This window comes from Natrinema altunense, assembly GCF_000731985.1.
Classification (GTDB): domain Archaea; phylum Halobacteriota; class Halobacteria; order Halobacteriales; family Natrialbaceae; genus Natrinema; species Natrinema altunense.
Genome location: NZ_JNCS01000001.1, coordinates 55,681 through 70,366 on the forward strand (window position 1 = coordinate 55,681; position 14,686 = coordinate 70,366).

The following is a 14,686-nucleotide window of genomic DNA, read 5'->3' on the forward strand; positions in this document are numbered from 1 at the left end:
GCCGGCGACCCGCCGAGTCGGACCCGCTCACATGAAGCCGCGATCGACCTCGTCGGTCTCGATCAAGTCCTCGAGTTCCGCGTTCAGCAGGTCGTCGGCCTCCTCGAACCGCTCGGCGAGGTCCTCGAGTTCGTCGGGTCGGTCGTACTGATCGTACTCCATGGGCCCGAACGCGGGGCTCTCCATGGCCGCCATCACGTCGTCGAACAGGTCCTGCGGCCGCGTCGGCGCGTCCGCGTGGGTCTCGAGGACGGTCTCGAGGCGCTTGCCGACCGTCTCGGCTTGCTCCTCGTCGTCTGGCGGTGACTGGACCGCAAAGCGCCCGCCGGAATCGCGTTCGGGCATGAACGCGCCGATCTCGTCGTCGAGACTGCGCGCGACTCGCGTGCCGACGCCCCGTACCTCGAAGGGGTTCTTCGCGTACGTTTTCAGGAAGAAGACGCCGGCCCGGGGATGCGCGAGATACATGTCTTCGCCGACGCCGCCGGCGCGGTCACCGGCGACTGCGCGCCAGTTCTCCGGATCGACGCTCCGTTCGGTGACGTCTTCGAGTACGTCCTGCCACTCGCGAATCCGCATACCCGACGGTTCGGCCGCCGGCAGAAAGAACGTATCGATTGCGACGAAAGACGCCACAGCGATCCTGTTGGTCGGCAAAACGACCGATGCGAACCAAAAGGAATACGATCGCTCCCCCGTCAGGGAACGTAACCGACGCTTTCCCTATGTCCGTCCGCCACTCACTCTCGCTCGTCGAACTGTTTCGCGCGACGCCGGCCAAGAGCGCGCTGCTGACGCTCGCACCGGTCACGCTGGCGCTCGGCCAGTTATGCAATAGTTACGTCAACGGCGTCTCGCCGGCCGTCTCGATCGCGTTCGCCGTCGTCATGCTCGGGTTCGCCGTCGTCGCGATGGGTCACCACGCCGCCGAGCACCGCGTCCGACGGCTCGAGGCCGAGTACGGTCCGGGAAGGATCTAAGCGCCCGGTCCGGTTTCGGTCGCGACGGCTCTGGCCTCGCGGGCCTCGTAGGCGTTGTAGCCAGCCAGTCCGGCGATCAGGAGCCCGGTCGCGAGGGTGCTCCAGAACAGCCCGCCGACCATCCCAAGGAGGGCGGCCGAAACGATCAGCCAGACCCCGAGGACGGCGATCAACGACGCGATACCGGGGCTTATCGGAACGTCGTTTGTCACGCGGTAGTAGTTGTAGCCGGCGGCAACGAAGACGACGAACCCGACCAGTACGTCGTTCCACAGCGGTGCCGGAGCCGTCCGGAAGACGAACACGGAGAGCGCGACCCACGCGCCGAGGACGGCGACGAGCAGGCTGATGATCGACGTTTTGCGCCGCCGTTCCGTGGTTGCGACCTGCATCGGCTCGTCGCGCGGATCGCGGCCGCCGGCGCGCGCCCCGTCGCCGACGCCGGTCCCGGAATCGATGTCGGCGGTCGCCTCTTCCGGCCGGTTCGTCGGCCCGTCGTTCGCCCCGGCCCCGAGATCGGCCTCGGACTCGTCGCTCATCCGACGATCGTCGCCGTTCGGGTCACTCATGGCATCGAGCGTACGGCTCGCGGTCTCAAAAGCACCCCGTCCGTTCCAATCGTTGTGGTGACTCGAGGGGACCCGAAACCGTCGGTAAACACGGTTTACCGACTCGATGTATCGCTCGTCCGCCCGGGTCGAATCGACCGGACCGGCGGCGACCGCAGGGCTACGACGACCGATAGCGTTTTTGATCGCTCGCTCGTGACGATTGCTGTGCACGTACGCGGAACCGTCGCGGGCGAGGTCGACGTGCGGTCGGTGTCTACGAGCTACGGCGAGAGCGAACTCGCCGAGGTGCCGCTTCGGCCGGCCGACGACGCGCCCGACGGCGGGACGACGATCGCTCGAGGCGACGGTGGAACGGCGACGCTCGCGGACGGCCGCGAGACGACGACGGTGACGCTCTGGAACAAGTGGACCGAATCGGCCGACCTGCTCGAGCCCGGGATGGAGCTGCTCGTGACGAACGCCAAAGCAGAGGAGTATCAGGGCGAGACGCAGTACGCGACGACGGGGGACTCCTACGTCGTCGTCGAACCCTCCTTCCTCGTGAGCGTAACATCGATCCGCAACTGGGTCGAGTGTCCCCGGCTGTACTACCTGAACAAGCTCTCCGGAGTGCCGCTGAACTACCCCGTGGTGAAAGGGACGCTGGTCCACGAGGTCTTCGGCGACCTGTTGCGCGGGCGCGATCTCGAGGACTCGATCGCGGCCCGCGTCGAGGAACGGGGGCTGCAACTGGGGTTGCTGGGCGAGACGGCCGACGCCGTCGCCGAGGACGTCCGTGAGAACGCGACGGCGATCGAAGGGTGGCTCCAGCAGGGCCGGTTAGACGAGGCAGAAGACGGGTGGCGCTCGGAGCAGTTGCTCATCAGCGAGACGTTCGGCATCCGCGGCCGGGCCGACGCCGTTCGCCGCGGAGCGCCAGTCGAACTCAAGACCGGCAAGAACCTCAAGAAGGAACCGCGGTTCAAGGACAAGGTGCAGGCCGCCTGTTACGCCCTCTTGCTCGAGGAACACGGCGGCGACGTCGACATCGGAACGCTGCTCTATACGAAGAACTCGGTGTTGGATCGCAACGAGGAAACCGGGGACCTCAATCCGGCAAAGGAGTTCACGATGGGCGAGGGCCTCCTGAAATACGTCGTTCGGCTCCGGAACGAGATCGCGGCCATGGAAATGGCGGGCGAGGTCCCGACGGGTTACGAGGCCGACGCGAAGTGCGAGTACTGCTTCGAACAGGACACCTGCATGGTCGTCTCCGGCCGGCTGGATCAGGAATCCAAGGCCGGCCAGATCGGGCAATCGCTGCCCGACGCGGAACGCGAGTACTTCGACCGCTTCTACCGGGCGATCGAGGAGGAGCGCCGGGAGGTCCACCGCGAGTACGCCAAACTCTGGGAACAGACGGCCGAGGAGCGGGCCGACGACGACCGCGCGCTGATCGACCTCGAGTTCCTCGAGCAGCGCCCGCTCGAGGGTGGTCGGTGGGAACTGCGAGCGCGGCGACCCGGCGGCGCGAACTCGAAGCTCCGCGAGGGCGATCTGGTGCTCGCGAGCGATGGCGATCCGGTCCGGGGCGACTCGGAGCTGGCGCGGATCGAACGATTAGACGACGAGATCGTCCTCACGGCCGACGAGCCGGTCGAAGTGACCCGACTCGACGTCTACCCCTCCGAACTGACGACCGACCGGCTCCTCGTCGCGATGCACGACTTCCTCCTGAAGGGCGACGAGCGGCGCAAGGACGTGCTGTTCGGCCGTGCAGAGCCCGCGTTCGATGAGATCGACGAGGTGTTCATCGACAACAACGACGCGCAGAACGAAGCCGTCCAAAAGGCCGTCGGCGCGGAGGACTTCGCGCTCATCCACGGCCCGCCCGGCACCGGAAAGACCTACACCATCGCCCGCGCCATCCGCGCGATGGTCGAGCGCGGCGAGCGCGTCCTGCTGTCGGCGTTCACGAACCGGGCGGTGGACAACGCGCTCGAGGCCCTCCTCGAGCAACTCGAGGACGTGATCGACGAAGACCGGGTGGTCCGCGTGGGGTCGGAGAGCGGGGTCAGCGACGAGATGGAGCCCTACCGGCTCGAGCGGGCGGGCGAGCCCGACGATCGCGTTGCCGAACTCGAGGAGGCCCAAGTCGTGGCGGCGACGACTTCGACCTGTGGCTCGCGGGTGATGAAAGAGCAGTCGTTCGACGCCGCGCTGGTCGACGAGGCGGGCCAGTTGACCGAGCCGGGCACCTGCGCGGCGATCAACCTCGCCGAGCGGTTCGTGCTGGTCGGCGACCACGAGCAGTTGCCGCCCGTCGTGCGGGCCGAGAACGACCTCACCGAGTCGCTGTTCGAGCGGCTGGTCGAGCGCTACCCCGATGCCGGCGTCATGCTCGATCGCCAGTACCGGATGAACCAGCGCATTCAGGTCTTCGCCTCCACCGAGTTCTACGACGGGCAGCTGCGGCCGGCGACGCCCGAGGTGGCCGGGCGAACGCTGGACGACCTCGAGGGTGTCTCCCGGGACGTTCTGCCCGACACGCTGTCCGATCCCGTCTCCTTCGTCGACGTCGAGGGCGACCGAAGTCAGTACACCGACGGCGAGGAGGCCGCGCGGATCGCCGACCTGATTGAACGCTACGAGGACGCCGGTCTCGACCGGTCGGAGATCGGCGTCATCGCCCCGTTCCGGGCGCAGGTCTCGGAGATCTCGAGCCGCGTCCCCGACGACGTCACCGTCGACACCGTCGACCGCTTCCAGGGCTCGAGTCAGGAGGTGATCATCGTCTCCTTTACCGCGACCGGCTCGCTCGAGGGGCCGATCTTCGAGGATTACCGCCGGATCAACGTCGCGCTGACTCGACCCAAGCGCGCGCTGGTACTGGTCGGCGACGCGGCGGCGCTGGCGTCCGATCCGGTCTACGAGCGAATGCTCGAGTGGGCAAGAGCGTAGCGCGACGGATCGGTCGGCTGGTACGACTCCGGAACTCATTTCACCACTATTTGTGATAGGCGGATTATGATACGGCGGACGAGACGACGAGCGCTCGCCGCAACCGGGTGTGCCCTTTCGGGGGCGCTCGCCGGCTGTATCGGTGGATTCCTCGGCTCAAAGGACGACGAAGCGGACGACGCCGTCGAACCGAACAACCACGACGCGGAGCCGCTGGCCGAAGCGGTCACGGACGGCGCCGAGGTGAACTATCCCGCGTTCATCGACGGCGACGCGACGGTCGACGAGAATCGGCGACGGATAACGTACGCCGATCCGGAAGCCGAGTTCCTCCTGTCGGCGCTGGCCGACGGCGGCTTTGCGCTGACCGATACGCTACGGGTGCGGCGCGAACTCTCGGCCGACGTGATGACGGCCTTCATCGCGCCGGAGTTCGACGACGGCGCCTTCACGTACCACGTCTTCGCGAACGACTCGTTCGTCGAGGACGCCGACTGGAACGTACTCACCGTCGAAGACCGCGACCCCACCAGCGAGCGCCGGGTCACGTTTGACGAACTGCACGACGGCGTGTCTCACTTCGCGGTCACACCGGAACGCGAATCGAACGCCGTCGTCGTTACCGATGCGGACCGCGAGACGTACCAAGCCCCCGAAAGCGAGCCGACGGTAGTCGGGATCGCCCACGGCCGACGCACCGAACCAGCGGAGGTCCCGGACGTCTCGTTCGACTTCGAGTACGGTACCGAGACCGACCCGACCGTCGAAATCACTCACACCGGCGGCGACTCGCTCGAGGGCGACCGCATCGTCGTCCACCTCGACGGGAGACGGATCTCGAACCCGTTTGCCGTCGAATCCGTTACGAGAGGCGAGACGGCCGTCATCGGCGATGTCACGGAGGGGTCCCGACTTTTCATCACATATTATCACAGAGATACTAAGGGGTATGTCCTCGCTTCGGCGACGGTCTGGCGGTGACCCCACTTATATCCTGCATGGTGTGCTCACTCCCGACGCGGGGCTGCGGATACCGGCTCTCGAGTACCGAAGGCCGCTGCTCGAGACGATCGAGAACGGCGAGATCGACCCGTCGTTCGTCAGCACCCATCAGGTCGGCGGAGACGGTCCCGAGATGGACGAGACGTGCAACGACGAGGACGACTGTACCGAGGTCGTGACGACGCCCCGACCGGCCGATCGGCCGGTCAGCCCCATCGTCTACGCCGACGAGTAGTCGACTTTTCCTTCCGCCTCGCTCATGCGGATCCAGTACAGACGCGTGTACGGCAGGTGGATGACGCCCTCGTCCTCGAGTCGAACCCGCACGCCCTGGACCCGTCCCGAATCGGTGATCTGGTCGGCGTCGATCTCCGTCGACCTCGTTCCCTCGGGGCTTTCGTACGCGATGGTTGCCATGTCTCTAGGTCCAAGCCCATGTCAATAAGTGCCAACCACGAATACGCACGTGGAACGGGACCGCAGTCGTCGGAGCGCGATCAACACCGGTATTCCGTGGCGTAGCTTCGAGGAGTTAGCGGTCACGCCTCGCTGTCCGCCCGTTCCCAGAGGGGATAGAGGTCGTCCGCGATCGGGTCGGTGATCGACTCGCCGTCCAGACCGAGTTCGGGATCGCTACCGTCGCAGTCCCGGACCGTGCCGATTTCGGCGGCCGCGAGTCCGGCGTCCGCAAGCGCTGCAAGGCAGTCGTCGACCGCGTCCGCCGGGACCGTCGCGAGTAACGCGCCGGAGCCGAAGATCCGGAGCGGGTCGACGCCGGCCGCCTCGCACAGCGTTGCGGTCGCTTCGCGGATCGGGACGGCATCGCGGTCCACCGTGAGCCGAACGCTCGAGGCGCGGGCTACCTCGAGCAGGCCGGCTGCGACGCCGCCTTCGGTGGGATCGTGCATCGCAGTCGCGTACTCGCGGACGATCCGGGCCTCCGAGACGACGCTGATCTCGTCGAGGAACGCCTCGGCGCGTTCGCGGACTTCGGGGTCGATATCCAGTTCGTCGCCGAAGTCGGCCGCGAGGATAGCCGAGCCTTCGATTCCCGCCGCCTTGGTGAGGATCACGGCATCGCCGGGCGCTGCGCCGCCGGTCGGAACGAACCGATCGGTTGCCCCCATCGCCGTCAGCGAGAGCAGCGGCCGCTCGAGTTGATCGACGTACTCCGAGTGGCCGCCGACGATCGACGCGCCGACCTCGCGGGCGGCCGCATCGAGGTCGTGGGAGATCTCCTCGAGCAGGGAGCGACCGGAGTCGGTGCTGCCGGCGGTGTCATCGCCGTCGGCCGCGCCGTTGTCGGCGCTCGGGAGCAAGACAACGGCCGTCAGCCAGCGCGGGTCCGCCCCCGAGACGGCCACGTCGTTGGTGGCGACGTAGACGCCGAGTTCGCCGACTCCCTCGGCGGCCAGCGAGATCGGATCGGAGCTGACCACGAGCGTGCCCTCGCCGTCGGGCCAGTCGATCGCGGCGGCGTCCTCGCCGTCCGCGGGGCCCTGTACAACCGTCTCGTCGCTCTCGGCCGCCCCCGTCCGCTCGAAGACGTGGGTCAGCAGATCGTCCGGGCTCACCTTACCGGGCATACCACGAACTGGGACGATGCGCGGTTTGTAGCTGTCGGAGCACGCACCGCTCGAGGAGAGGCGGACGAGAGGCTGGCGGGCGACCAGATTCTCGCCCGTTTCGATCACGGACACCGGTGTGCAACGACAGAGCAGCGACCGGAACGATACCTCCGGACGCTCTGCAGGAAAGGATTTGCGAGACAGAGCGGCCGTCAGGAACCCGCTAGTCGGGGAGGGGTGGCCACGTCGTTGCGACCGTTTCCTCGATGAGAGACGTTTGAGCGCGGCGAAGTCGCTCCGAGACCGCGGACGCCGAGATGTCTAACTCCGTCCCGATCGCTTCCAGAGACGTCCGTCGAGGAACGTCGAAATAGCCCATCTCGTAGGCCGTTCTGAGCGCCTCACGTTGGCGATCGGAAAGGCCGTCGCCGGGCGGTTCGGACGCGCCGTCGTGAGTGAGACGGTGCAATCGAAATCCGGCGTTCTGTTGCCAGAACGACGAAAACTCGTCGAACGCCGCTCGAGTAGCAAACCACCCGGACTGACGCCACCCGTTGGGGGTCACTTCGATCCGTTCGATAGTGGCTTCAGCGGTGGCAAGCGCCTTGAGTCCGGCAAGGTCGTCGATGTGGTCACCGAGTTGGTCCGCTAAACTGAGTGCCGGGACCGCCTGATATCGTCGCGTGGAGTCAGCCGTTCCGATCACCGTCCATTCGTCGACATCGTCGGCGTCAGTCAAGGCCGCCTCGACTGCCGTCCGTGAACCGCCCGTCACAGTGGTGAGAAACAGTGGCCGGTCACCGTGGTTGAATTGAAGCGCGAGAACAATCGTTGCCTCGGGCGCTGCCCTCGCCACTCCGACGAGCGGAAGCGCATCGCAGTGGATGTCGAACTCCGCGACGAGACCCATGCCGCGTCGTTTCCCTCCGTGTCAATGGACGTATCGAAACGGCGTTCGTATTTCCCTCGCCCATTTAAAACCCCCCATCATTGAGAGAACTGCTTAGCCCAGTCCGCCCCGAACGCGGTGATGCATGCAGACGACACAGTCCGACACTGGAATCGAGGTCACGTACGAACGCCACGGCGATGGTCCGCCGCTGATTCTCCTGCACGGTGGAATGGCCCCCAGAGAATACTGGCAACCCGTTATTCCACACCTAGACGGATACACCGCGATCGTCCCGCAACGCCCGGGATTTGGAACGTGTCTCGATGATCGAGTCGAGACCAGCGCCGACGACGTGTTGCAACGGGAAGTCGAATACGTGCGCACACTCGTCGACGCGTTCGACGAGGAGCCGGTACTCTTCGGTCACTCCTACGGTGCACTCACCGCGATCGAAACTGCGACGAACGCAGCAGTGGCGGCAGTCGTCGCGTATGAACCGGCGATCCTTCCCGACGATTACCGAGCGGACGCCGACCTCGCAGACCGGATGCAGGCGCTCATCGAGGCGGGGAAACGACGTGAGGCAGTGAAGCGGTACATCGAGCAGGTCCTCCACCCTGACGGGGTCGACGACCTCGACGCGTGGCTCGCAGAGTGGCCAGTCTGGCCGGCGTGTACGGACCTCGCCGAAGAGGTCGTCCGGATGAACCGCGCCGTCGAGCAATACCGCCTTCCGAACAGTCTGGACGTTGCCGCCCCTGCACTCGTCTTGACCGGCACCGACGGCCCCGGGTTTCTCCGGGAGAGCGCCCGCGCAACCCACGACGTGATCCCGCACAGCCGCCTCGTCGAATTCGACGGCGTGAGCCACAGCGGTCCCGCCGAAGCACCGGAACTAATCTCCGCAGAAATCGACGCGTTCGTGCGAACACGATAGCGATTCGGCAGCCACCGGAGCGCCGAGAACGCGCTGGACACCCCGTCTCGAACTCCGCTCAGGCGTCGGGCGCGACCGCGTTCATCGTCCGCCGGACCTGTTCTTCGCTCGCACCGCGTGGGAAGCTGACCGCGATGGCGTCGAGGCCGTCGACGGCCTCGTAGGCCTCGAGTTTCTCGCGGGCGGTTTCGGGATCGCCGGCCGCACAGAGGTCGTCGAGGATGGTTTCGTCGACCAGTTCGAGTGCGTGTTCGCGGTCGCCGTCCTGCCAGGCGTCGTGGATGTCGGTGGCCTCGTCGTACCCCTGTCGCTCGAGGGCGTCGCGGTAGAACGTGCCCATACCGCCGATGTAGAAGCCGATGTGCTGGCGGGTAAGGCGACGGGCCTCAGCGGGATCGTCCAGCGCACAGCAGGTGACGCCCGTGGTGACCTGCACGTCGTCGGGATCGCGGTCGCCGAGTTCGGCACCGCGTTCGATGTCCTCGAGTCGGTCTCGCGTCCCGTCGGGGGTGAGCATGATGCCGTGCCAGCCGTCGGCGAAGCGGCCCGCGAGTTCGACCGCCTTCGGCCCCATTCCGGTCACCTCGATCGGCGGCGCCGTCTCCGGCGGGTCACAGCGGAGGCGGAAGCCCGAGAGGTCGAAGTCCTCGCCGTCGTAGTCGACGGTCTCGCCGGCAAGCACCTGCCGGACGATCTCGACCGTTTCGCGGGTGCGCCTGAGCGGGTTGCCGTACTCCACGCCGTGCCAGTTCTCGATCACGACGGGACCGCTCGGGCCGAGCCCCAGCCGGAACCGGCCCTCGGAGAGTTCCTGCAGCGTCGCCGCCGTCTGCCCCAACAGGGCCGGCGACCGCGAGTAGGTGTTGAGAATGCTCGAGCCGATGTCGATCGAGTCGGTACGCTCGGCCATCGCAGACAGGACGGTGACGCCGTCGCGGCCCCACGTCTCGGGGAGCCAGGCGCAGTCGTAGCCGCCGTCCTCGGCGGTCTGTACGTAGTCGACGATCGAGTCGATCGTCGGCTGTGCGGCCACGGGCAGGTGGACATCTCTGGCGGTCATCGTCGGACACAGACGGAGCGGGGCCTTTTGGGTGTATGGGAACCGGGAGTCCGAGGACGATCGTTTACCGACGGGACTCGGACGAGACACGTGCCGGTCCGGAGGGGATGTCAAACCGCGTCGGCACCGTCCGGTTTCGGAACGTTTGAGACCCGCTGTTGGAATGAGTGACTGTGACCCGGACACGACTCTTCGCCTCCCTCTGTGGCCTCGTCTTTTTCCTCAATCTGGCCAGAGTTATCTTCGCACCGCTTCTGGACGTGTTCATCGGCGAATTCGCGATCGGGGAGGCGACCGCTGGACTCATCGTGACGCTCGCGTGGGTCGGGAGTTCGTCCCTTCGTCTGCCGACCGGGTGGCTCCTCACCAAAGTCCCGAGACACTACATCGTGATCGGGTCCGGACTGATCCTCGCGGCGTCCTCGGCGATCGCTGCGACCGCGACGACGGTCCCGCGACTCATGATCGGGGCCTTCCTCATGGGTATCGCCTCCGGCGTCTACTTCGTCTCGGCGAATCCGCTGTTGAGCGAACTGTTCCCATCGCGTGTCGGCCGCGTCATGGGGATTCACGGGGCCGCCAGCCAGATCGCCGCGGTGATCGCCGCGCCGTTCGTCGCGCTCACGCTCCTCGTCGACTGGCGACTCTCGCTGTGGGCGATCGCCGTCGGCGCGGCAGTGGTAACGGTCGCCACGTGGATCGTCGCGAGCAATACCGAGATGCCGACTGCGGGACGGGCCGATCGCGACTTCATCGCCGGCGCGCTCTCGGAATGGCGTCTCATCGTGACCGCGCTGGCGATCGTCGGCGCACCCGTGTTCGTCTGGCAGGGCCTGTTCAACTTCTACGAACTGTACATGCAGTCGAAGGGGCTCTCCGATCGGGCGGCGGGAATGTCGCTCACGATCGTGTTCGCCGCCGGCGTTCCCGCGTTTTACTTCGGCGGCGATCTGGCCGATAGGTTCCCCAAAGTCCCGTACCTGCTCGGCATCGTCGGCGCGTTCGCCGCGAGCCTCCTCGCATTGACCGCGGTCGACAGCCTGCTCGCGCTGATCGTCATCACCGTGATCGTGGGATTCGTCGTCCACGCGCTGTTTCCGGCCACGGATACGTACCTCCTCGATACGCTGCCGGATTCGACGCGGGGCAGCGCATACGCCGTGTTCAGTTCCGCCTGGATGCTCACCCAAGCGCTCGGGTCGTCCGCCGTCGGCCTCTTCCTCGAGCGAGGCTACACCTACGACACGGTGTTCAGCAGCGCGGCCCTCCTCCTCGGGGCTTCGGTCGCAGTCCTCGTCGTCCTCGAGCGGCGGGGCCGGCTCCCGAGTTGAACCGTCACCCTCCCCAACTGGTGGCCCAGAACGGGACCCGGCGGGCGGCCGGTGGACGCTCGAGGAAGCGGCGTAACTGCGTCGTGGATCCGAGTCGTGGTACGAAAACGGGAGGCCTACACGTCGTGGTCTTCCTCGATCTGCGGAACGCCCTGGACGGTGATGGTCTCGCCGACCACGTACGAGGACGCGGGACTGGCGAGGAACTGCGTCACGTCGGCGATCTCCTCGACGGTGCCGATGCGGCGGGCGACTTCCTCGCGGTCGATGTTGTCCGCGGAGACGCCCATCTGACTCTCGACGCCCGGCGTCGCGACGAAGCCCGGCGCGATGCAGTTGACGCGCACGTCGTCGTCGGCCCACTCGTAGGACAGCGTCGTCGTCAGGTTGATCACGGCGGCCTTGGCCGCACCGTAGGGACTCATCAGCGGCGAGCCCCGTTGCCCGGCCACGCTGGCGAGGTTGATCACGGAACCGCCGCCGTCTTTGAGAGACGCCGCGGCGGCGTGCGTGCAGTGATAGGTCCCGTTGACGTTGATGTCCATGATCGTCTTCCAGCCGTTCGGGGAGATGTCGTCGAAGTCGGCCATGAACGAAGCGCCGGCGTTGTTGACCAGCACGTCGAGCCCGCCGAACTCTTCGACGGTGGCCTCGACGAGCGCGTCGACGGCGTCGCGGTCCGTCACGTCGCATTCGACGGCCAGCGCCTCGCCGGGGCTGTCGCCCTCGTTGATCGCCTCGGCGACCGGGTCGACGTTGTCCTGCTCGCGCGAACAGACGACCACGTCGACGCCGTCCGCGGCGAACCGTTCCGCGATCGACTTCCCGATGCCGCTCGAGGACCCCGTAACGATAGCGACGTCACCGTCAACGCTGAACTGGTCGGTACTCATCCGCGATCACCGATGACTGCAACTCGCGCCTGATTCATTACCATTGTTAGCTCCATTCGGCCTTTCACAGCAACTGTTAATAAAGATGGGCATAGATACCGTACCGTTACGTGAGCGGCAGTCACTGCCGGAGGGAGGTACCCGGCGGCGTGACGGCCGCCACCGCAGACAGAGCCATGACTCAGGACACCACCGACGACGGACCGGATCGACAGCCGGAGGCCGCGACCGGCGGGAGACTCGAGGACGCTCTTCCTGCTAATCCAGTTCCTAACGACGCCCTCGGGAAACGCGCCCACGAGACGGGCGGCTCCGTCGCGGGCGGCGTGCGTCCGAAGTCGACAGTCGGGAGGGCCGACCGATGAGCGGGCGGGTGAACGATGTCGGCGGGACCGACGACTGGGCCGCCGTCTTCTGGGACATCGGCGGCGTCATTCTCGCATTAGAGTCGGTACAGAGCGCCCACGCCGAGTTCGTCGCGGATCTGTGCGATCGTCACGCGGTCGACGCGACGGTCGAGGAGGCGATCGAGACGTGGCGGACGACCGTCGGGGACTACTTCCGCGAGCGCGACGGCACCGAGTTTCGGTCCGCACGCGACGGCTACCACCTGGCCGTCGAGGCGATCGTCGGGACGGCAGTCCCGCGCGCGGAGTGGCAACCGCGGTTCGACGAGATCGTCCGCTCGTCGATCGAGCCGGTTCCGGGTGCTCCGGAGACGATCGCGCGACTCGCCGATCGCGACCTCCACGTCGGCGTTATCAGCGACGTCGACGACGCGGCGGGTCGCGCGATGCTCGAGCGCTTCGGCGTCCGCGATCACTTCGACTCGATCACGACCTCCGAGGCGGTCGGTCGCACGAAACCCGATCCAGCCATGTTCGAGACGGCGCTCGAGACGGCCGGCGTCGCCCCCGAGCGCTCACTGATGATCGGCGACCGCTACGAGCACGATATCAAGGGGGCTGCCGACTCGGGAATACACGGCGTCGCGTTCGGGGCCGAGGCGGGGCCGGCAGTCTCGTATCGGATCGAGACGCTCGAGGACGTACTCGAGATCGTCGACGGGAAACGGGAGCGATCGGACTGACCGGACGACCTCCGGAGAGCCGGCTCGGAACCCGTGCCGCCACCATGAACATTGTAAAACAAAGAAGACAGCGTAACTATTTTCGTTAGGCAGCGCGGTTATGCTACCGTATACCATGTCGAGCGCGCACCGCGATGCAACGGCAGCCACCGTATCGATCGTCGCCACGGGCGATACAGCCCGTCGAACGTCATGAGCGATACCTACTACGAGCGCCTCGTCGACGAGGACGCGCTGGTCGCGTATCTGTCGGCCCACCTCGGCAGCGTCGACGCCTACGAGATCGAACGCCACCAGGAAGGCCACTCGAACGAGACGCTGTTCGTCACCTGGGGTGATCGGGAACTCGTCATCCGGCGGCCGCCGCCGGGCGAAACGGCCGACACGGCCCACGACGTGCTCCGCGAGTATCGCGTGACCGATGCCGTCGCCGATACGGACGTGCCGGTTCCGGAGCCATTGCTCGCCTGCGAGGACCACGACGTCATCGGGAGCGACTTCTACGTGATGGAGCAACTCGAGGGCGACGTGCTCCGGGAGGGCGAGCCCGAACGGTTCGCCGCGCCCGAGCACCGCCGTCGGATCGGTGAGGAACTGGTCGACACCCTGGCGAAGATCCACGACCTCGAGTACGAGGCGATCGGACTCGGCGAGTTCGGCCGTCCCGAGGGGTATACCCAGCGACAGGTCGATCGCTGGGGGAAACAACTCACGTGGGCGTTCGAGGTCACCGAGGAGGAACGCGAGATTCCGACCCTCCACGAGGTCGGCGAGTGGCTCCGGGACAACGTTCCGGAGGCACACCCGCACACGCTCGTCCACGGCGATTACAAGCTCGATAACGTCATGTTCGCGCCCGGCACGCCGCCGGAACTCGTCGGCGTCTTCGACTGGGAGATGGCCACGCTGGGCGATCCGCGCGCGGACCTGGGGTGGATGCTCTCCTACTGGCGCGACGCGAAAGACCCCGAGCCGTCGATTCCCGAACTGACGACTCGCTTCATGGAACAGGAGGGCTACTCGAGTCGGACCGAACTGGTCGAGCGATGGGAGGACCGAACCGGCTACGCGTTCGAACACGAGCGATTCTACCGAACGCTCGCCGTCTACAAGCTGGCTGCCCTCGGCGAGATGTTCTTCCGGCGCTACCTCGAGGGCAACAGCGACGATCCGATGTACCCGAAGATGGAAGACCGCGTGCCGGCGCTGGCCGCGCGGGCCAAACGGATCATCGAGGGCGACGAACCGCTGTAGGGCCTCGAGTCGGCGATTCGTTTTCGGGCTGGGGAAGGGCGTAGTAGTTTTCATGCCCCACAGCGAGACGGTCGTTTCCGTCGCGATTTCGCTCGGGCGGATCGACGTATAAGCGTATGACTATTCACACATCGGACCACCTGTCGGGAATACTAACGGAGTCGTGT

At 66.3% G+C, this 14,686-nt stretch carries 15 protein-coding genes; 8 read left to right on the forward strand and 7 right to left on the reverse strand.

The genetic code is table 11. The features are described 5' to 3' along the window. Positions 1-27: 27 nt before the first annotated feature. Positions 28-579 carry a helix-hairpin-helix domain-containing protein gene (locus tag ALTAJ2_RS00290; protein ID WP_007108867.1) on the reverse strand — a complete coding sequence of 184 codons (552 nt, stop codon included), beginning with the start codon at positions 577-579 and terminating at the stop codon, positions 28-30. A gap of 146 nt (positions 580-725) precedes the next feature. On the opposite strand from ALTAJ2_RS00290, the gene ALTAJ2_RS00295 reads away from it, so the two are divergent. Beyond that, on the forward strand, positions 726-980 hold the full coding sequence (locus ALTAJ2_RS00295; protein ID WP_007108866.1) for a hypothetical protein: 255 nt from the start codon (positions 726-728) through the stop codon (positions 978-980). On the opposite strand, the gene ALTAJ2_RS00300 is transcribed toward ALTAJ2_RS00295, so the two are convergent. After that, positions 977-1,549, reverse strand: coding sequence for an SPW repeat domain-containing protein (locus tag ALTAJ2_RS00300; RefSeq protein ID WP_007108865.1), 573 nt, complete (start codon positions 1,547-1,549; stop codon positions 977-979). The two genes, ALTAJ2_RS00295 and ALTAJ2_RS00300, sit on opposite strands and share 4 nt — an antisense overlap. Positions 1,550-1,756: 207 nt before the next feature. On the opposite strand from ALTAJ2_RS00300, the gene ALTAJ2_RS00305 reads away from it, so the two are divergent. The 3 genes from ALTAJ2_RS00305 to ALTAJ2_RS18950 all read left to right on the forward strand — a co-directional run bounded on the left by ALTAJ2_RS00305 (position 1,757) and on the right by ALTAJ2_RS18950 (position 5,729). Continuing rightward, a complete protein-coding gene (locus ALTAJ2_RS00305; protein WP_007108864.1) occupies positions 1,757-4,492 on the forward strand; it encodes an AAA domain-containing protein in 2,736 nt (911 codons plus the stop codon). A gap of 66 nt (positions 4,493-4,558) precedes the next feature. Next, a complete protein-coding gene (locus ALTAJ2_RS00310) occupies positions 4,559-5,473 on the forward strand; it encodes a hypothetical protein (RefSeq protein ID WP_007108863.1) in 915 nt (304 codons plus the stop codon). A gap of 22 nt (positions 5,474-5,495) precedes the next feature. Further along, positions 5,496-5,729, forward strand: a complete 234-nt coding sequence (locus ALTAJ2_RS18950) for a hypothetical protein (protein ID WP_007108862.1) — start codon at positions 5,496-5,498, stop codon at positions 5,727-5,729. Here ALTAJ2_RS18950 and ALTAJ2_RS00320 read toward each other — a convergent pair. The 3 genes from ALTAJ2_RS00320 to ALTAJ2_RS00330 form a co-directional block, all read right to left on the reverse strand. After that, positions 5,714-5,911, reverse strand: coding sequence for a hypothetical protein (locus ALTAJ2_RS00320; RefSeq protein WP_007108861.1), 198 nt, complete (start codon positions 5,909-5,911; stop codon positions 5,714-5,716). The two genes, ALTAJ2_RS18950 and ALTAJ2_RS00320, sit on opposite strands and share 16 nt — an antisense overlap. 122 nt (positions 5,912-6,033) lie before the next feature. Next, positions 6,034-7,080, reverse strand: a complete 1,047-nt coding sequence (locus tag ALTAJ2_RS00325) for an AIR synthase family protein (RefSeq protein WP_049900264.1) — start codon at positions 7,078-7,080, stop codon at positions 6,034-6,036. Positions 7,081-7,285: 205 nt separating this feature from the next. Further along, on the reverse strand, positions 7,286-7,972 hold the full coding sequence (locus ALTAJ2_RS00330; protein WP_007108859.1) for a helix-turn-helix domain-containing protein: 687 nt from the start codon (positions 7,970-7,972) through the stop codon (positions 7,286-7,288). A gap of 124 nt (positions 7,973-8,096) precedes the next feature. On the opposite strand from ALTAJ2_RS00330, the gene ALTAJ2_RS00335 reads away from it, so the two are divergent. Then, the gene (locus ALTAJ2_RS00335; protein WP_007108858.1) at positions 8,097-8,891 is read left to right on the forward strand and encodes an alpha/beta fold hydrolase; all 795 of its coding nucleotides are present in this window, start codon (positions 8,097-8,099) and stop codon (positions 8,889-8,891) included. Positions 8,892-8,949: 58 nt separating this feature from the next. Here the strand turns inward: ALTAJ2_RS00335 and ALTAJ2_RS00340 are convergent, their stop codons facing one another. Further along, positions 8,950-9,951, reverse strand: coding sequence for a TIGR04024 family LLM class F420-dependent oxidoreductase (locus ALTAJ2_RS00340; RefSeq protein ID WP_007108857.1), 1,002 nt, complete (start codon positions 9,949-9,951; stop codon positions 8,950-8,952). A 173-nt stretch (positions 9,952-10,124) separates the two neighbouring features. Here ALTAJ2_RS00340 and ALTAJ2_RS00345 point away from each other — a divergent pair, with 173 nt between their 5' ends. Next, positions 10,125-11,282, forward strand: coding sequence for an MFS transporter (locus ALTAJ2_RS00345; protein ID WP_007108855.1), 1,158 nt, complete (start codon positions 10,125-10,127; stop codon positions 11,280-11,282). A 116-nt stretch (positions 11,283-11,398) separates the two neighbouring features. Here ALTAJ2_RS00345 and ALTAJ2_RS00350 read toward each other — a convergent pair whose 3' ends face one another. Further along, the gene (locus ALTAJ2_RS00350) at positions 11,399-12,175 is read right to left on the reverse strand and encodes an SDR family NAD(P)-dependent oxidoreductase (RefSeq protein WP_007108854.1); all 777 of its coding nucleotides are present in this window, start codon (positions 12,173-12,175) and stop codon (positions 11,399-11,401) included. Positions 12,176-12,536: 361 nt separating this feature from the next. On the opposite strand from ALTAJ2_RS00350, the gene ALTAJ2_RS00360 reads away from it, so the two are divergent. Both ALTAJ2_RS00360 and ALTAJ2_RS00365 read left to right on the forward strand, forming a co-directional pair. Continuing rightward, positions 12,537-13,265, forward strand: coding sequence for an HAD family hydrolase (locus ALTAJ2_RS00360; protein WP_007108852.1), 729 nt, complete (start codon positions 12,537-12,539; stop codon positions 13,263-13,265). Between the two features lie 192 nt (positions 13,266-13,457). After that, the gene (locus tag ALTAJ2_RS00365) at positions 13,458-14,519 is read left to right on the forward strand and encodes a phosphotransferase family protein (protein WP_007108851.1); all 1,062 of its coding nucleotides are present in this window, start codon (positions 13,458-13,460) and stop codon (positions 14,517-14,519) included. Positions 14,520-14,686: the final 167 nt, after the last annotated feature.

Bases quoted from the DNA above. Each gene is read 5' to 3' on its own strand.
- ALTAJ2_RS00290 (WP_007108867.1), bottom strand. From the start codon at position 579: ATGCGGATTCGCGAGTGGCAGGACGTACTCGAAGACGTCACCGAACGG.
- ALTAJ2_RS00295 (WP_007108866.1), top strand. From the start codon at position 726: ATGTCCGTCCGCCACTCACTCTCGCTCGTCGAACTGTTTCGCGCGACG.
- ALTAJ2_RS00300 (WP_007108865.1), bottom strand. From the start codon at position 1,549: ATGAGTGACCCGAACGGCGACGATCGTCGGATGAGCGACGAGTCCGAG.
- ALTAJ2_RS00310 (WP_007108863.1), top strand. From the start codon at position 4,559: ATGATACGGCGGACGAGACGACGAGCGCTCGCCGCAACCGGGTGTGCC.
- ALTAJ2_RS00320 (WP_007108861.1), bottom strand. From the start codon at position 5,911: ATGGCAACCATCGCGTACGAAAGCCCCGAGGGAACGAGGTCGACGGAG.
- ALTAJ2_RS00325 (WP_049900264.1), bottom strand. From the start codon at position 7,080: ATGCCCGGTAAGGTGAGCCCGGACGATCTGCTGACCCACGTCTTCGAG.
- ALTAJ2_RS00330 (WP_007108859.1), bottom strand. From the start codon at position 7,972: ATGGGTCTCGTCGCGGAGTTCGACATCCACTGCGATGCGCTTCCGCTC.
- ALTAJ2_RS00335 (WP_007108858.1), top strand. From the start codon at position 8,097: ATGCAGACGACACAGTCCGACACTGGAATCGAGGTCACGTACGAACGC.
- ALTAJ2_RS00340 (WP_007108857.1), bottom strand. From the start codon at position 9,951: ATGACCGCCAGAGATGTCCACCTGCCCGTGGCCGCACAGCCGACGATC.
- ALTAJ2_RS00350 (WP_007108854.1), bottom strand. From the start codon at position 12,175: ATGAGTACCGACCAGTTCAGCGTTGACGGTGACGTCGCTATCGTTACG.
- ALTAJ2_RS00360 (WP_007108852.1), top strand. From the start codon at position 12,537: ATGAGCGGGCGGGTGAACGATGTCGGCGGGACCGACGACTGGGCCGCC.
- ALTAJ2_RS00365 (WP_007108851.1), top strand. From the start codon at position 13,458: ATGAGCGATACCTACTACGAGCGCCTCGTCGACGAGGACGCGCTGGTC.